Source organism: Jeotgalibaca sp. A127 (assembly GCF_052266745.1).
Taxonomy (GTDB): Bacteria; Bacillota; Bacilli; order Lactobacillales; family Aerococcaceae; genus Jeotgalibaca.
The window spans coordinates 260,810-278,023 of record NZ_JBQPRC010000001.1 but is presented as its reverse complement, the minus strand read 5'-3'; the positions used below and the strand labels follow the sequence as shown (position 1 = coordinate 278,023).

Below are 17,214 nucleotides of genomic sequence, written 5' to 3'. Positions count from 1 at the left end.
ATAATTGGTTCATCCAGTATAATTAAGAAAATGACCAGGATGGGAGGGGAAGTAAGTGGGAAAAGGATTAACCAAAATATTTCTGATCATAGAGGGAATGCTTCTTTTATTAACAGCATTTCAATTAGTCCAGGATTGGGAACTATTGGTATTGCTGTTTATCGGAATCGTAATGATAAAAACTAGGAAGAGGCGGGCGGAGAAGAGCGGCATCACACAAATGATCGGCTGGTTTTTTATTGCATTAAGCGTTCTATCGACTTTCACAATCTGGTTGATGCTCGGGGTTGCCATTGTCTTTTTCGTACTTAATGGTGGTAATATTATGGATACCTTGGATTTGGGGACATCATTCGCTGCACCTTGGAAAAAGAAACAGTATTATGGTGTTGAAACGAGAGAACCTGTTAACCGTTCAGGAAAACGTAGAAAGCAGCAGTGGTTTGGTGATACCACTATTGGCAGTTCCGTTTACGAGTGGGATGACATCAACATTTCTGTCTTAATGGGAGATACCATTATCGATCTGGGTAATACTTTGCTACCGGATGCAGAAAATGTCGTGCTAATCCGCAAAGGAATAGGACAAACGCGCGTGATTATCCCTATGGGAGTTGGGATTTCTCTCCAACATTCAGCTATTCAGGGGTTAGCAGTCTTTGACAACGAACCTCATCATCTTTCGAATGAAACAATCACCTTATATAGCAAAAATTACACAACAGCCACGCGAAAAATAAAAATTGTGTCCAATACAATTTTTGGAGATTTCGAGGTGATTTACCTATGAGAAGATTCGCTTTTTTAAAAATCTTTTTCTTGACGTTCCTCGTTCTTACACTCACTGTGGTAGCAACTCTTTTTTCGCTTCGTCCGGTTTTAACTCTGGGGGATCTTTGGACCATACAAAATTTCCATGTTCCCGTTCTTCTTTTAATGGGAACCATCACCTTTTTTCTGTCACTTTTAATTGCTATCCTTATTTATTATTCTTTGTTTAGAACAGAAAAAAGTGTGATAAACAAACTCCACCAACTGAATTTAGGTAACTATAACAAATCGGCCCAGGAAATCGACTTGTTTCAGGGATTGGGCGTGTCTTCAGAAGAAATAAAAGAAGAAATTGAACACTTACGTAAGAAACTTGTCAGTCTATCGCGTGAAGTTCAGGAGTTAAGCAGTATACCCAAAATGGTAGGTAACGAAACGAAGGAAGAAATACTAGAGAATGAGCGTCATCGCATTGCCAGGGAACTACACGACTCCGTTAGTCAGCAATTATTCGCAGCCATGATGATGTTGTCAGCGTTGAACGAACGGGCTGATGCCTTGCCTGAACAAGCTCAAAAATCATTGAAGATAATTGAATCAATAATCAATGAATCACAATCTGAAATGCGAGCGTTGCTCTTACACTTGAGACCTATCAAGTTGGAAGGGAAGACACTGCGTAAAGGGATTGAGCAACTCTTGACCGAGTTGCAATCCAAAGTCCAAATCAAATTGAAATGGGAAATTTCGCCCATTGATACGATACCGGGAGTTGAGGATCACCTCTTCCGGATTATCCAGGAACTGGTTTCCAATACACTTCGCCACGCAAAAGCTAAAACATTAGAAGTGCATCTCGTTCAAAGTGAACAGGATATTAATCTGCGGGTTTTTGATGACGGTGTGGGTTTTGATACCAAAGTAAAAAAATCGGGCAACTATGGGCTCATGAATATTCGTGAGCGCGTGAGCGGTTTAGGTGGGATATGTAAAATCATTAGCTTCCCTAAACAAGGGACAATCGTAGACATCAGAATCCCCAATACAACCGAAGAATGAGGAGGCAGTCGCAATGATAAATGTACTGATAGTGGATGATCACGAGATGGTACGACTAGGTTACTCAGCATACCTATCGATTCAAGATGATATAAATGTGGTTGGTGAAAGTGAGAATGGCCAAATCGGCTTCGAAATGGCTCTCGAGCTACGCCCGGATGTGATTTTGATGGATTTGGTTATGGAAGTAATGGATGGCATTGAATCAACAAAAGCGATTCTCAGAGAATGGCCGGAAGCTAAAATTATTATCGTGACTTCCTTTATTGACGATGAAAAGGTTTATCCGGCATTAGAAGCAGGTGCAGCAGGCTACATGCTGAAAACATCCTCAGCTCATGAAATAGCAAACGCGATTCGTTCAACCTTTAAGGGTGAAAGGGTTCTTGAACCTCAAGTCACCGATAAAATGTTGGAACGTCTCACTAAAAAACCCACCCATTTTCTGCACGAAGATTTGACATCGCGCGAAATGGAAGTGTTATTGTTGATTGCAGAAGGATGTTCAAATCAAGAAATTGCCGATCAACTATTTATAACATTAAAGACAGTAAAGACGCATGTTTCAAACATTCTTTCGAAGCTTGAAGTTGATGACAGAACGCAAGCGACCATTTATGCCTTTAAACATAATTTAGTAAAATAATACAGAAATAATATGTGTTTCACTTAAAAGGAGTATCGATAGTACAAAGAATTAGCACAGATTCCTAAACCTGTGTTATGATGTACCTATCAAAGGCCTGGAGAGGGGGAGTCGGATTTTCGCTCCGACGCAAACAATCATGAAAATTACAATTGATGAACGTGCACAAAAATGGTTTGAAGAAGAAATTGGTATTCCAGAAGGGGAAGGCATCCGTTTCTTGGGTAAGGTATATGGAAGCAGTCCTATTCACGAAGGATTTTCAATCGGAATAGCTGTTGATAAACCAAAGGATCCTCTAGCTATCACCACCATCAATGGAATTCCTTATTTCATCGATAAAAATGATGATTGGTTCTTCAGTGGATACGACTTGGAAGTTGTTCTGGATGATAACTTAAATGAACCAGAATATATTTATCATGAAACAAAAAAATAATACCAATAAAAAACAACAAGGAGCAGTGTTCCTTGTTGTTTTTTGGTTCTTGGTTATCTTGTGTTGGTGAAGGCAATGCCCTTCGGCCTGCGTGTTTGCTTGTATACTGCTGTGGGACCGCCCTGAGCCTGTAGTCTCCGGGCTTGCAAACCTCAAAGGGACCGTAGATGCTTCAGCATCTACGGTCCCTACTTTCGCATTGCATCCTTGACACGGCCACAAGCAACCCCACCGTCCTTCGGGATTTCCGCGAAGAATACTTACCCACACCATTTATTATAGAGCCTGTTTTTTTACGGCAAAGTTAATTAAACCATTTGCCAATTAAATAGAGAGCGAAATGGTTTAATAATGAATAATAAAACCATTTGAGGTAGAAATTTATGACGAAATGGTTTAATAATGAATAATAAGACCATTTCAAGAAAATAATGAGCTTCAAATGGTTTAATTATTGAATAATCCCGCAATCGCCTATCCCCAACACAAAAGATCCCCTCGCAGCGTCACCGCAACGAGGGGATCTTTAATTTTATAGTGGCATAATGACTGGAACAATCATTGGGCGACGTTCTGTTTTTTCATACAGGAACGGTTGAACGGCATCGATGACGGTGTCTTTCAGACGACGCTCATTCATTTTTGCAGTGGAAGCGAGGGCGGCATTGACTTCTTGTTTGATAATCCCTTGTGCTTCGCTAATCAAGTCCCCAGATTCACGCATATAGATAAAGCCACGTGATAATATATCTGGACCAGCAACAAGCTGGCGAGAATTAAAGTCAACGGTCATGACAACCACAACCAGTCCGTCTTGGGAAAGAATGCGACGATCGCGTAATACGATATTACCAATATCGCCAATTCCTTTTCCATCCACGTAAACATCCATAGCAGGGAAGTCACCGGCCATTCGAGCAGTATCACTTGTTAGTGCGAGAATTTCGCCATTGTCCATGATGAAACAATTTTCACGAGGTACGCCACATAATTCTGCTAATCCTGCATGGATTTTCAACATCCTGAACTCACCGTGAACAGGCATGAAGTATTTAGGTTTCAATAGACGCAACATTAATTTCATTTCTTGTTGGCCACCGTGTCCAGAAGTATGGACATTATTCAATCGACCATGAATAACATGGGCACCAGCTTCTAGTAGTTGGTTAATAACGCGGTTCACACTAGACGTGTTTCCAGGAATAGGTGAACTTGAGAAAATAACCGTGTCAGAAGGCTGGATGGAAATTTGACGGTGAGTGCCATTCGCAATACGGCTTAAAGCTGCCATTGGCTCGCCTTGAGAACCGGTACAAACTATCAGTACTTTATCAGCTGGATATTGGTTTAATTCACGACCATCGATAAAAGTATCGTCGGGGGCGGAAATATAACCTAGTTCCCGAGCAGTTCGAAACGCATTTTCCATGCTTCGACCAAATACGGCAATTTTTCTTCCTGTTTCAATCGCAACTTCGGCAACTTGTTGCAGACGAGAAATGTTTGAAGCAAATGATGCGAAAATAATACGACCTTCAACTTTTTGGATGATATTGGACAGTGATTGACCAACTACTTGCTCAGATTTGGTAAATTCAGGAATTTCAGCGTTCGTACTGTCACTTAGCATCAATAGGACACCTTCGTCTCCGAGTTGGGCTAAACGATGCAAGTCGGCCGGGTTACCGTCAACAGGTGTGAAATCAAATTTGAAATCCCCTGTAAAAACAATATTACCTGGTGGTGTCTTGACGACAATCCCGCGTGTGTCCGGGATACTATGTGTTGTTCGGAAAAAGCTGACGCTGGTTTTACGGAATTTAATGACTGTATCGTCCTTAATTTCATGTAATACCGCATCCCGAAGCAAACCGTGTTCTTCCAGTTTGTTACGGATTAAGGCGAGAGCAATTTCTCCTGCGTATATAGGGATATTCAGTTCTTTCAATAAGAATGGAATCCCCCCGATATGATCCTCATGACCATGTGAGATGAATACGCCTTTAATTTTGTTCTTGTTTTGAACAAGGTATGAATAGTCGGGAATGACATAGTCAATTCCGAGTAAGTCATCTTCAGGGAACATGACGCCTGAGTCAAGAATCAGTAATTCATCTTGATATTGTACGGCATACATATTTTTCCCGATTTCGCCTAAACCCCCTAAGGCAAAAACACCTACTTCATTGTTACGAATGTTAGGTTTCATTGAGGGAACTCCGTAACTTTGAAGTTGGGATTATTTTGTTCATATTCTAAATGTTTACCCTCTAGTGGCTGGATAAATTCTACATTATAGGGGGTGTGTTTATCCAAGATTTTTCTTACTTCAATAAGACTTTCTGCTTCCAAATAAAGAGATTGTGTCGTTTCTCTAGTAGGCACATCTAATTTATTCGTATGGTACGTTACTTTAAATAACATATTTAATCACTCCTGATAGTTCTTTAATTTCGCATTGAAAAAACAACATATTTCCTTACCGGTTCCATTATTGTATTTTCTATACAATTGCTATTCTCAGTTTACCACAATCAGTGGAACTACGCATAGAATTCTGATTAAAATTGTTGAAAACAGTTTTCAAAAAATATTCGTTAACTTAGTGTAGACCTTTTTTGAAACTTTGGATAAACTAGAGGGATAAGTGCAAAAAATTGAACTGGAGGAAAAAAAGTGAGCTTAATATGGCGCTATATTAAACGTTATAAATTTATTTTGCTCTTAAACGTAGTTGGTTCTTTTGGTTTTATTTTTGTTGAACTGGGCCTTCCAACTATGTTGGCAAAATTAATCGATGGGGCTATTGCTGGTGTCGAACGTACATTTATCATGGATACAATTAGAATCATGCTATTATTTACTGTTGCTGGTTTGCTCGGTCGTAGTCTTGTTGCTTATACAACGAGTCGGCTGACTACTAATATGATTGCAGAAATGCGTAATGATATGTACAAAAAAATTCAGACTTTCTCACATGAGGAGTTTGATCGTCTTGGTGTTTCTTCGCTTGTGACGCGGGTAACCAATGATGCCTTCATCTTGATGCAATTCAGTCAGATGGTTTTAAGGATGGGTTTGGCGACATTATTGATGATGTTTGCGAGTTTCTTTATGATTTTTCAAACGAGTCGTCAGTTATCCGTTATTTTGATTCCGGCTTTCCCCGCGTTATTGCTATCGGTATTGATTATCGGAAAGAAATCACGTCCTTTATCGGAAGCGCAACAAAAGAATCTGGATAATATTAACCTGACTTTAAGAGAGTCGTTAACAGGTTTGCGTGTTATTCGAGCTTTTGTGCGTGAGAAATTTCAATCTTCCCGCTTCGCGATTGTCAACGAAGCATACAGTACAGTGAGTCGCCGTCTTTTCTATTTGATGGCTTGGACCCAACCTGTTTTTTCTCATGTCATTAACTTGATTATTATTGCTATCGTCCTGTTAGGTTCGCAATTAATCGAAACTGGAGATTTACAACTGGGGAATATGGTTGCTTATGTGGAGTATAGTTTCCATGCACTCTATTCGTTCCTGAACTTTGCGATTGTATTCATGATGTATCCGCGTGCTGCTGTATCAGCTGGTCGAATCCAGGAAGTGTTCGATACCATCAGCTCGATTTCATCCAATGAGGATGGCATTAAAGAGACTGAAACACATGGTTACATTACCTTTGAAAATGTATCTTTCTCCTATCCGGATAACAAAGAAACGCCGGTTATTGAAGACGTGAACTTCTCGTTGGAGCCTGGGCAAACGATAGCCTTTATCGGAAGCACGGGAAGTGGGAAGTCTACCTTGCTACAATTGATTCCGCGATTTTATGATGTTACAAAAGGAAGCATCATAATCGATGGTCATGATGTTCGTGATTATAATTTGAAAGCATTGCGCCAAAAAATTGGTTATATTCCTCAAAAATCACTCTTATTCACGGGGACTATTGCGGATAACCTGCGCTACGGAAAAGTTAACGCAACCGATGTTGAAATGGAAGAAGCTTCAGATATCTCCCAAGCTAAAGATTTTATCCTGGATAAGGCGGAAAAATTTGAGGAGCACTTGGCAGAAGGTGGAAGCAACTTGTCTGGTGGCCAAAAGCAACGTTTGTCGATTGCTCGGGCGGTTGTTCGAAAACCCGACATTTATATTTTCGATGATAGTTTCTCGGCACTGGATTACCAAACGGATAGACGTTTGCGGAATCGTTTGAAAAACGAAACCGGTCGTTCGACTGTCATAATTGTTGCCCAACGAGTCAGCACAATTATGCATGCAGATAAGATTATTGTTTTAAATGAAGGTAAGGTTGTTGCCGAGGGTACGCATAAAGAGCTTCTGAAAACGAGCCAGATCTATTATGATATTGCGGCTTCTCAAATGAGAGAGGAGGAGTTGGCATGAATCAAACAAGAAAGTTAAGTCAATTGCTCCAGTTATGGGACTACCTAAAACCTTATAAGGTTCATTTTATCAGTGCAATCGTATTGACCGTCATCATGTCTGTTCTTAACGTAGCGGAACCGTATATTTTAGGGTTGGCGATTACAGAAATTGGGAATAATATTGCAGCAATGCTCCGTGACAATACGAATACGGGAATCAATTATCCGTACATTTACCGGATTATGCTGATTTACTTCGGGCGAGCACTGGTTTATCAAGCTACGATTTTGTTCTCGCAACGTTTTATGACCAAAGTAGTGCAGTCTGCCATGGAAGATTTACGTGCAGACTTGGATGGGAAATTAAATCGTTTGCCGGTTTCCTTTTTTGACTCGCAATCTTACGGGGACGTGTTAAGTAGGGTGACGAACGATGTCGATGCAGTCTCCAATGCGTTGCAACAGGCACTCTTGCAAATTGTGAACGCAGTTCTGGGAATCCTCTTTGCCGTGACGATGCTGGTTTTAATCAGTTGGAAACTAGCCCTTGTAGCGTTTATAATGATTCCAACTTCTTATTTCCTATCTAAAAAAATTACGGTTATTTCACAACCGTACTTCTCTGGACAAGCGAAATACTTAGGGCAGTTGAATGGTTTTGTTCAAGAAAACTTGTCAGGTTTCTCGGTTGTTAAACTTTATGGCAAGGAAGATGATTCAGTAACTGAATTCGAGACGATTAATAATCAACTTCGCCAAAGTGGTTTTAAGGCTGCTTTTATTTCCGGGTTGATGTCGCCGTTGACTGCTTTAGCTTCAAACCTGGGTTATATTGGGATGGCTGGTTTTGGTATTTTCCAAGTTGTGGCTGGAACGCTTACGATTGGTAATGTCCAGGCTGCTGCGCAATACGTGTGGCAAATTAACCAACCGATTACGATGATTACGCAACTGGCTGGTGTCATTCAATCTGCTGCCGCTGCTACGCAACGTATCTTTGGGTTGATGAACGAAGAAGAAATGAAAGTAGATGATACAAAAACATTGCCTTCAGAAATTAAAGGAGACATCTCTTTTGAAAATGTTTCTTTCAGCTATTCACCGAAGGAACCACTTGTTCGTGATTTTAACGTAGATGTTAAAAGCGGGGATACAGTTGCAATTGTAGGTCCAACGGGTGCTGGGAAAACAACTATGATAAACTTGTTGATGCGTTTTTACGATGTTGATTCTGGTTCGATTAAACTGGATGGTGAAGACATTCGCTCATATAGTCGCCAAGATTATCGTTCGCAGTTCGGTATGGTCTTGCAGGATGCATGGTTATACCAAGGGACAATCGCGGATAATATTCGTTTTGGTAAACTGGATGCAACCGATGAAGAAGTACGAAAAGCAGCCGAAGCTGCAAATGTGGACCACTTCATTCAAACGTTGAGTGACGGTTATGATACGGTTATCAATCAAGAGGCTTCCAATATTTCCTTAGGCCAAAAACAGCTGTTGACGATTGCCAGAACCTTTATTGCCGATCCCAAAGTACTCATTTTGGATGAGGCGACCAGTTCAGTAGATACGCGTTTGGAGATGTTGATTCAAAAAGCGATGTCGACCATCATGGAAGGTCGGACTAGTTTCGTTATTGCCCATCGCCTCTCAACGATTAGGGACGCGGACTTGATTCTTGTCATGAATAAAGGTCAAATTATTGAACAAGGTTCCCATGATACTTTAATTGAACAAAAAGGGTTTTATCATGATTTGTATAACAGTCAATTCCAGGAATAAGCATAAAAAAATAGAAGGCTTGGTGAAAACCAAGTCTTCTATTTTTTATCCAAGAATCTTTACATCGTCATCAAGATTTAATGGATTTTCTTTGTTGATGTGGTCATAGAACATAATGCCATTCAAATGATCGATTTCATGTTGAAGGACAATCGCTGGGTATTCCTTGAAGCGCTTCTTGAATGTTTTACCGTTAATATCTTGGTATGTGACAGTAATACGTGTGTGGCGAACCACAAATCCTGGTACATCACGGTCGACAGAAAGACAGCCTTCACCATCTTTTAAACAAATATTTTCCACGGAATGGCTGACAATTTTAGGATTTACCATTACAGCTTTAAGTTCTGGGGGATCATCTTCGTATTCACCTGGAATTAAAACAGCGATCATTCGTTTTGGAATTGCCAATTGCGGTGCAGCTAAGCCTACACCTGCACGTAAACCATATTCTTCCGAAATATCTGGGTCTTGACTATTCTCTAAGAAAGCCATCATCTCATGGGCTAAGGTACGTTCTTCTTCACTAAGTGGAAACGTTAAAGGTTTTGCAACTTCCCGCAACGCAGGATGCCCTTCCCGAACGATATTATCCATCGTAAGCATCGGAAACATCTCTCCTTTTGGATATAAAATATAACAACTTCGTTATCTGTTCTATTTTACTACAATATTTTGAAAAATGCGAAAAAGATTCTAGATTGTATATCTTTTTAAAAGAGTGTACAATCTAGAATGAAAATCTAATTAAAAATCATGGATTGATCCATTAAAGGTGGAATTGCAATGACAGCAGCGAAAGAGTATATCGAATCAGTTTATCAAAAAGTTGAGCAAAGAGGCCCGCATCAAAAAGAATTCTTGCAAGCAGTTCGTGAATTTTTCAATACAATCGAACCGGCAATAGAAAATAATCCTGATTACATCAAATGGAATGTGTTGGAGCAAATGGTGGAACCGGAACGGATTATCACGTTTAAAATTCCTTGGATGGATCAAGCTGGTAATGTACAAATAAATAAAGGGTATCGTGTTCAGTTCAACTCGGCAAATGGACCTTATAAAGGGGGCTTGCGCTTCCATCCTACCGTTTCCGAAAGTATTCTGAAGTTCTTGGGATTTGAACAAACCTTCAAAAATAGTTTGACTGGCCTGCCAATCGGAGGCGGGAAAGGCGGATCGGATTTTAATCCCAAAGGAAAGTCAGACGCGGATATTATGCGCTTTTGTCAGTCATTCATGACGGAACTTTATCGTCATATCGGGCCGCAACTAGATGTGCCGGCTGGGGACATCGGCGTAGGTGGTCGTGAAATTGGTTATTTATACGGTCAGTATAAACGGTTGGTGGGCCCTGAAACGGGTGTCTTGACTGGTAAGCCAGTAGTGATGAATGGTAGCTTGGGCCGAACTGAGGCAACCGGTTATGGTCTGGTTTACTACACTGAGGAGATGTTGCAGGCGAATAATAAGTCTTTCTCCGGGCAAAAGGTTATTGTTTCGGGTAGTGGGAATGTCGCGATCTACACGATTGAAAAAGTTCATGAGTATGGTGGGACGGTCATAGCTTGTTCCGATTCTAATGGATATATTTATGACGAAAATGGAATCGATGTTGCGCTGTTAAAAGATATCAAAGAAGTTCGTCGTGAACGTTTAACGTCTTATAATAAAGAAGGAAGCCGTTATATTGAAGGTAGCGTATGGGATTTAGAGGTTGCTTATGATATCGCACTTCCATGTGCAACCCAAAATGAAATCGACGGTGAGAAAGCAGAAAAGCTCATTCATAATGGTGCCTATTGTGTCAGTGAAGGAGCAAACATGCCAAGTACATTGGAAGCCGTTGATCTATATATTGAAAATGGTATTTTATACGGACCTGCAAAAGCTGCTAATGCCGGCGGGGTTGCAACCAGTACTTTGGAAATGGCTCAAAATTCTGCTCACGGGCATTGGACGATGGAGCAAGTGGATGAGAAACTGAAACAAATCATGGTGAATATCTTCAAGTCAGTTAATGAAACTTGTCAAGAATATGATTTAGGAAACAACTATCTAGCGGGTGTAAATATTACTTCGTTCGTAAAGATTGCCGATGCAATGATCCATCAAGGAATCGTGTAAATAAAGAAAAGTCAGTCTCAAACCGATGTGAAATCGGATTTGAGACTGACTTTTTTTAGTTATTTGATAAAAAATTTAAAACATGCCCAATCCATCTTCAGAAAGGTTAATATAAATATTTTTAGCTTGCGTATAGGCATTAAGAATCATCTTGTGAGTTTCGCGCCCGATACCTGAATTCTTGTAGCCACCAAATGGCGCACCAGCCTCGAATGAATTGTAAGTATTTACCCATATCCGGCCAGTTTGAATTCCGCGTGCGACTTTCATGGCCGTGTTCAAGTTTGTTGTCCAGACACCACCACCCAATCCATATTCATTATCGTTGGCCATTTCGATAACGTCATCTACATCCTTGAATTTTATGACTGTTCCGACTGGTCCGAAAATTTCTTCTTGTGCTACCCGCATGTCATTGGTCGTTTCTAATAATGTTGGTTTAAAGAAAGCTCCCTTGGACAATTCACCGTCCTTGAAACGTTCGCCACCCGTTAAAACCTTGGCGCCTTCAGCTTTTCCGATTTCGATATATTTTTCAATGGTCTCAATTTGTTTTTCATTCACCTGTGCTCCCATCTGGGTGCTGGAATCAAGGGGGTCACCAACTTTGACCTTCTCAAACGCGTTTGTTACTTTTTCCATAAACGTATCGTAGATTGATTCTTGGACAAAAATACGTGAACCAGCAGAACAGACTTGACCTTGATTAAATAAAATTCCCATCTGTGAACCTTCCAGTGCTAAATCGAGATTTGCATCTGCGAAAAATATATTTGCCGATTTTCCTCCAAGTTCCAGAGTGGAAGGAATGAGGTTCTCAGCAGCTGAAATGCCAATTCCACGTCCGACTTCTGTTGATCCAGTAAAAGCAATCTTATCGATTCCTTTGTGATGTTGCAGATAATCGCCTGATTTAGAACCACGTCCCGTAATAAGATTAAAAACACCTTTGGGTAATATATCATTCAGGATTTTGGCTAATTCCAAAACACTCAATGAAGTGCTTGAAGAAGGACTAAAGACTACCGTATCACCAGCGGCTAAGGCAGGCGCAATTTTCCAGGCTGCCATCAAGAAAGGGAAGTTCCAGGGGACGATTTGAGCTACTACTCCAATTGGTTCGCGAATAATCATGGACATGATATCACTCGTCAACATCTTGACGCTGTCTTCTTCAGAACGAATGACTCCCGCGAAATAACGGAAGTGATCCACAGCCAATGGAATATCGGCGTTCATGGTTTCGCGAATCGGTTTACCGTTATCCAGTGTTTCGATGGTCGCAAACTTTTCTAAATCTGCTTCGATGCGGTCTGCGATCTCTAATAAGAGGGCACTACGTTCTTTAACGGAGGTTTTACTCCATGATTTAAAAGCATCCTGTGCAGCAGTGACGGCAGCATCGACATCGTCATTGGTGGCATCGACTAGAGTAGCTAAAGATTTCCCTGTAGCTGGGTTGTAGGAAGTAATCCGATCCGAACCACTACCATTCGTCCATTCACCATTAATGAGTAACTGATACTCTTTATCAAGTAATTTACTTAAATCTACCATTCCAACATTCCTCCTAATATTCTGATTACAATATCACTATAACTTAAAACGGCATTAATTGTAAACGCTTCCGTTCCGTATAAAGGAATGCGTATCCCGAAAATAAGATTAAAATTTTTTAATTTATCGTTTGTGAACGAATGCTCTAACATTTTGTTATATAAAGTATGCAACAGATTGATAGGGTGTTTAATATTCATGATGGAGATTTTTTTTGAAATAATGAAACCAGACGCACTTTGAAACTGTTTCAATAACAAAGGCGACAACATAACAATTCCTTGAAAATAAAAATAGTACAGGTGCTGAAAATAGGTATAACAGAGTAGGACAGTAAACGCTATTATACGATTGGAGTTAAGTGATAAAAAACAGATTAAATCGCATATAACGATTCGTTCAACTGTGAACAATGGCATTCGTAAAAACGGTTCCATTATTATAGGAGCAACTAAAAACAGTTAAAAAAGATTGTCAATACCTTGCATTAAATGGAGGGCAGTGGTAAATTATTCATGTGAGGTAACAAGATTAATACAGTTTTTTGAAACTGTACAAAAAACTCATCATTATGATGAAATCTCAATTGTAAAGAGAGGAATGTGTTAGCATGGCTACAAAAAAAGAGAAAATTGATATTGACGTATTATTAAATCCGTCAAACACAGATTTTCGCATGGTTCAAATTTTGGATGAGGAAGGTAATGTCGTAAATCCCGATATGATGCCTGACGTTTCTGATGAAGAACTTGTGCAATTCATGTCTGATATGGTTTGGTCAAGAATTTTACACGAACGTTCAACAGCACTAAACCGCCAAGGACGTTTAGGATTCTACGCACCAACAGCTGGTCAAGAAGCGAGTCAATTAGGTTCAATCGCTGCAATCGAAAAAGAAGACGTATTGCTTCCAGGTTATCGTGATGTTCCTCAATTAATTAAACATGGTCTACCTTTATCACAAGCATTCTTGTGGTCAAGAGGGCACGCTGATGGAAACCTATACCCAGAAGATTTGAAAGCTTTGCCACCACAAATTATTATTGGGGCACAATACATTCAAACAGCTGGTGTGGCTTTAGGTCTTAAAAAACGTGGTAAGAAAAACGTTGCTGTAACTTATACAGGTGACGGTGGTTCTTCACAAGGTGACTTCTATGAAGGTATCAACTTTGCTGGTGCATACAAAGCTCCTGCAATCTTCTTTATCCAAAATAACGGCTGGGCTATTTCTACTCCTCGTCACGTACAAACTGCTGCCGTTACATTGGCACAAAAAGCAGTTGCTGCTGGAATCCCAGGTATTCAAGTTGACGGTATGGACTTCTTAGCAGTTTATGCTGTAACTAAAAAAGCACGTGAATATGCAGTAGCAGGAAACGGTCCTGTACTTATTGAAACAATTACTTACCGTTTTGGACCACATACACTTTCAGGTGATGATCCAACTCGCTACCGTGACAACGATGAGTTAGAAGGATGGCAAGCAAAAGATCCACTAATCCGTATGCGTAAATTCTTGGTTGGAAAAGGTCTATGGACTGAAGAAAAAGAAAACGAAGTAATTGAAGCTGCTAAAGAAGAAATTAAAAATGCAATCACGGAAGCTGACAAAGCTCCTAAACAAAAAGTTTCTTCATTCTTGAAGAACATGTTCGAAGAACCAACACAAGGTATCAAAGAACAAATTGAAATTTTCGAAGCAAAGGAGAATGAATAATCATGGCTCAAATGACTATGATCCAAGCGATTACAGATGCGCTTGCACATGAACTTGAAAGTGATCCAAATGTACTGATTTTTGGTGAAGACGTTGGTAAAAACGGTGGTGTTTTCCGTGCTACTCAAGGTCTACAAGAGAGATTTGGTGAAGACCGTGTATTCGATACTCCTTTAGCTGAATCAGGTATTGGTGGATTAGCAATCGGTCTTGCACTTGAAGGTTACCGTCCAGTTCCAGAAGTTCAATTTTTCGGTTTTGTATTTGAAGTAATGGATTCAATCGTTGCTCAAATGGCTCGTTACCGTTACCGTATGGGTGGTACACGTAATATGCCTATCGTAGTTCGTTCACCATTTGGTGGTGGTGTTCATACACCAGAATTGCACTCTGACAACCTAGAAGGCCTAATGGCACAATCTCCAGGTGTTAAAGTTGTTATTCCATCAAACCCTTACGATGCAAAAGGTCTAATGATTTCAGCTATTCGTGATAACGACCCAGTTATCTACCTAGAGCACATGAAACTTTACCGTTCATTCCGTGACGAAGTTCCAGAAGAGTCATACACTGTTCCAATCGGAAAAGCAGCTATTACTCGCGAAGGTAAAGACGTTTCTGTCATTACTTACGGAGCAATGGTACGTGAAGCAGTTAAAGCTGCTGAAGATTTAGAAAAAGAAGGAATCTCAGTAGAAGTTGTTGACTTACGTACTGTTTCCCCATTAGATGTTGAAACAATTATCGCTTCTGTTGAAAAAACAGGCCGCGTAGTAGTTGTTCAAGAAGCACAACGTCAAGCCGGTGTTGGAGCAATGGTAATGTCAGAAATTTCTGAACGTGCTATTCTTTCTCTAGAAGCGCCAATCGGACGTGTAGCAGCTCCAGATACAGTATTCCCATTTGGTCAAGCAGAAAACGCTTGGTTGCCAAATGCTTCTGATATCGAAGCGAAAATTAAAGAAGTTTACAACTTCTAATTTATTTAATCTGCAGGATAAATACAGTTTATTAAGAACTGTATTTTTCCCTGTTTATTAGAGCAAACAGGTAAAGATACAATCGAAGGGATGATATGATAATGGCTTACAAATTCAAATTGCCTGCATTAGGCGAAGGAATCATGGAAGGCGAAGTTGCTTCATGGCCAGTTAAAGAAGGCGACACAATCAACGAAGATGATACATTAGTTGAAATCCAAAACGACAAATCTGTAGAAGAGATTCCATCTCCAGTTACTGGAACAATCACAAAAATCGTGGTTGCAGAAGGTGAAGTTGCGGTTATCGGTGATGTATTAGTTGAAATCGATGTACCTGGATACGAAGATACAGAAGAAGCAGCACCGAAAGCTGAAGCGGCTCCGGCAGCAGCACCTGCGCCAGCGGCTGAAACAGCAGCACCAGCAGCTTCAGGCGGCGTTTTCCAATTCAAATTGCCAGCACTTGGCGAAGGAATCATGGAAGGTGAAGTTGCTTCATGGCCAGTTAAAGAAGGCGACACAATCAACGAAGATGATACATTAGTTGAAATCCAAAACGACAAATCTGTAGAAGAGATTCCATCTCCAGTTACAGGTAAAATTGTTCGTATTGTAGTTCCTGAAGGTTCCGTTGCAGTGATTGGTGATGTTTTGGTAGAAATCGATGCACCAGGACACAACGACGCAGCAGCAACTACACCAGCAGCAGAAGCAGCTACTCCTGCAGCAGCTCCAGTATCAGCAGATGCACCAGCAACTACAGGCGTTCCAGCGCCAGCAGATCCAAACAAACGTGTTTTGGCTATGCCATCTGTTCGTCAATATGCGCGTGAAAAAGGCGTGGATATTACCCAAGTTGCACCATCTGGTAAAGGTGGACGCGTTTTGAAAGCTGATATTGATAACTTTGGTTCTCAAGCACCAGCGGCAGCTCCTGCAGAAAAAGTTGCAGAAACAGCCACAGCACAAGCACCAGCGGCAGCTCCAGCAAAAGAAGCAGCTCCAGCACAACCATACACTTCAAACGTAGGCGAAATGGAAACACGTGTAGCAATGACAGGTATGCGTAAAGCTATTGCTAAAGCAATGGTTAACTCTAAACATACTGCTCCACATGTTACGCACCATGACGAAGTTGAGGTTTCTAAACTATGGGATCACCGTAAGAAATTCAAGGATATTGCTGCAGATAAAGGCACAAAACTTACTTTCTTACCATACGTTGTGAAAGCATTGACTGCTACATTACGTGAATTCCCAATCTTGAACGCTTCTATCGATGATGCAACAAACGAGATTGTTTACAAAAACTACTTTAACATCGGTATCGCAACAGATACAGATGCTGGCTTGTTTGTTCCAAACGTTAAAGATACAAACTCTAAAGGCATGTTCCAAATCGCTGACGAAATCAACGAATTGGCTGCAAAAGCGCATGACGGTAAGCTAAAAGCTGACGAAATGAAAAATGGTTCCATCACTATCAGTAACGTCGGTTCAGTAGGTGGCGGTTGGTTCACACCAGTAATCAATCACCCGGAAGTTGCTATTTTGGGTATCGGGACAATCGCACAACAACCAATCGTGAATGCTGAAGGTGAATTGGCAGTGGGACGCGTACTGAAACTTTCCCTAAGCTATGACCACCGTGCGATTGATGGTGCGACGGCTCAAAAAGCTTTGAACAACATCAAACGTTTGTTAGCTGATCCAGAATTATTATTGATGGAAGGATGA

14 protein-coding genes are annotated in these 17,214 nt (G+C 40.6%); 10 read left to right on the top strand and 4 right to left on the bottom strand.

Annotated elements, in window-relative coordinates:
* Positions 1-55 precede the first annotated feature (55 nt).
* From liaF to ACTVAI_RS01380, 4 genes are all read left to right on the top strand, one after another.
* Entirely contained in the window at positions 56-790 is a 735-nt protein-coding gene (gene liaF, locus ACTVAI_RS01395; protein WP_443473757.1) for a cell wall-active antibiotics response protein LiaF, read from the top strand.
* A gap of 224 nt (positions 791-1,014) precedes the next feature.
* Positions 1,015-1,830: a sensor histidine kinase gene (locus tag ACTVAI_RS01390; RefSeq protein WP_443473758.1), complete on the top strand. Its 816-nt coding sequence runs from the start codon at positions 1,015-1,017 to the stop codon at positions 1,828-1,830.
* Positions 1,831-1,843: 13 nt separating this feature from the next.
* Positions 1,844-2,476, top strand: a complete 633-nt coding sequence (locus ACTVAI_RS01385) for a response regulator (RefSeq protein ID WP_443485718.1) — start codon at positions 1,844-1,846, stop codon at positions 2,474-2,476.
* Positions 2,477-2,615: 139 nt separating this feature from the next.
* Complete coding sequence (locus ACTVAI_RS01380) at positions 2,616-2,915, top strand: HesB/YadR/YfhF family protein (protein WP_443473760.1); 300 nt, start codon at positions 2,616-2,618, stop codon at positions 2,913-2,915.
* Positions 2,916-3,447: 532 nt separating this feature from the next.
* Here the strand turns inward: ACTVAI_RS01380 and rnjA are convergent.
* Together rnjA and ACTVAI_RS01370 are read right to left on the bottom strand one after the other, a co-directional pair.
* Positions 3,448-5,124, bottom strand: a complete 1,677-nt coding sequence (rnjA, locus tag ACTVAI_RS01375; RefSeq protein ID WP_443485717.1) for a ribonuclease J1 — start codon at positions 5,122-5,124, stop codon at positions 3,448-3,450.
* Entirely contained in the window at positions 5,121-5,339 is a 219-nt protein-coding gene (locus ACTVAI_RS01370; protein WP_443473762.1) for a DNA-dependent RNA polymerase subunit epsilon, read from the bottom strand. The genes rnjA and ACTVAI_RS01370 overlap by 4 nt, the downstream gene beginning before the upstream one ends.
* A gap of 252 nt (positions 5,340-5,591) precedes the next feature.
* On the opposite strand from ACTVAI_RS01370, the gene ACTVAI_RS01365 reads away from it, so the two are divergent.
* On the top strand, positions 5,592-7,322 hold the full coding sequence (locus ACTVAI_RS01365; RefSeq protein WP_443473763.1) for an ABC transporter ATP-binding protein: 1,731 nt from the start codon (positions 5,592-5,594) through the stop codon (positions 7,320-7,322).
* The gene (locus ACTVAI_RS01360) at positions 7,319-9,091 is read left to right on the top strand and encodes an ABC transporter ATP-binding protein (protein ID WP_443473764.1); all 1,773 of its coding nucleotides are present in this window, start codon (positions 7,319-7,321) and stop codon (positions 9,089-9,091) included. Before ACTVAI_RS01365 ends, ACTVAI_RS01360 begins: the two co-directional genes overlap by 4 nt.
* 45 nt (positions 9,092-9,136) lie before the next feature.
* On the opposite strand, the gene def is transcribed toward ACTVAI_RS01360, so the two are convergent.
* Positions 9,137-9,697, bottom strand: coding sequence for a peptide deformylase (gene def, locus ACTVAI_RS01355; RefSeq protein ID WP_443485716.1), 561 nt, complete (start codon positions 9,695-9,697; stop codon positions 9,137-9,139).
* Between the two features lie 180 nt (positions 9,698-9,877).
* On the opposite strand from def, the gene gdhA reads away from it, so the two are divergent.
* Positions 9,878-11,218 (top strand): NADP-specific glutamate dehydrogenase, encoded by a 1,341-nt coding sequence (gene gdhA / locus ACTVAI_RS01350; RefSeq protein ID WP_443485715.1) that lies wholly within the window; start codon positions 9,878-9,880, stop codon positions 11,216-11,218.
* A 75-nt stretch (positions 11,219-11,293) separates the two neighbouring features.
* Here gdhA and ACTVAI_RS01345 read toward each other — a convergent pair whose 3' ends face one another.
* Positions 11,294-12,775, bottom strand: coding sequence for an aldehyde dehydrogenase family protein (locus ACTVAI_RS01345; RefSeq protein WP_443485714.1), 1,482 nt, complete (start codon positions 12,773-12,775; stop codon positions 11,294-11,296).
* 610 nt (positions 12,776-13,385) lie between these two features.
* On the opposite strand from ACTVAI_RS01345, the gene pdhA reads away from it, so the two are divergent.
* The 3 genes from pdhA (at position 13,386) to ACTVAI_RS01330 (ending at position 17,214) form a co-directional block, all read left to right on the top strand.
* Positions 13,386-14,495: a pyruvate dehydrogenase (acetyl-transferring) E1 component subunit alpha gene (gene pdhA, locus ACTVAI_RS01340; protein ID WP_443473768.1), complete on the top strand. Its 1,110-nt coding sequence runs from the start codon at positions 13,386-13,388 to the stop codon at positions 14,493-14,495.
* A gap of 2 nt (positions 14,496-14,497) precedes the next feature.
* Positions 14,498-15,475, top strand: coding sequence for an alpha-ketoacid dehydrogenase subunit beta (locus ACTVAI_RS01335; protein WP_443473769.1), 978 nt, complete (start codon positions 14,498-14,500; stop codon positions 15,473-15,475).
* 101 nt (positions 15,476-15,576) lie between these two features.
* A complete protein-coding gene (locus ACTVAI_RS01330; RefSeq protein ID WP_443485713.1) occupies positions 15,577-17,214 on the top strand; it encodes a dihydrolipoyllysine-residue acetyltransferase in 1,638 nt (545 codons plus the stop codon).

Excerpts from the sequence above, each read along its gene's own strand:
- ACTVAI_RS01330 (WP_443485713.1), top strand. The coding sequence starts at position 15,577 with ATGGCTTACAAATTCAAATTGCCTGCATTAGGCGAAGGAATCATGGAA.
- ACTVAI_RS01380 (WP_443473760.1), top strand. The coding sequence starts at position 2,616 with ATGAAAATTACAATTGATGAACGTGCACAAAAATGGTTTGAAGAAGAA.
- def (WP_443485716.1), bottom strand. The coding sequence starts at position 9,697 with ATGCTTACGATGGATAATATCGTTCGGGAAGGGCATCCTGCGTTGCGG.
- pdhA (WP_443473768.1), top strand. The coding sequence starts at position 13,386 with ATGGCTACAAAAAAAGAGAAAATTGATATTGACGTATTATTAAATCCG.
- ACTVAI_RS01370 (WP_443473762.1), bottom strand. The coding sequence starts at position 5,339 with ATGTTATTTAAAGTAACGTACCATACGAATAAATTAGATGTGCCTACT.
- gdhA (WP_443485715.1), top strand. The coding sequence starts at position 9,878 with ATGACAGCAGCGAAAGAGTATATCGAATCAGTTTATCAAAAAGTTGAG.
- ACTVAI_RS01335 (WP_443473769.1), top strand. The coding sequence starts at position 14,498 with ATGGCTCAAATGACTATGATCCAAGCGATTACAGATGCGCTTGCACAT.
- ACTVAI_RS01345 (WP_443485714.1), bottom strand. The coding sequence starts at position 12,775 with ATGGTAGATTTAAGTAAATTACTTGATAAAGAGTATCAGTTACTCATT.
- ACTVAI_RS01385 (WP_443485718.1), top strand. The coding sequence starts at position 1,844 with ATGATAAATGTACTGATAGTGGATGATCACGAGATGGTACGACTAGGT.
- rnjA (WP_443485717.1), bottom strand. The coding sequence starts at position 5,124 with ATGAAACCTAACATTCGTAACAATGAAGTAGGTGTTTTTGCCTTAGGG.
- ACTVAI_RS01360 (WP_443473764.1), top strand. The coding sequence starts at position 7,319 with ATGAATCAAACAAGAAAGTTAAGTCAATTGCTCCAGTTATGGGACTAC.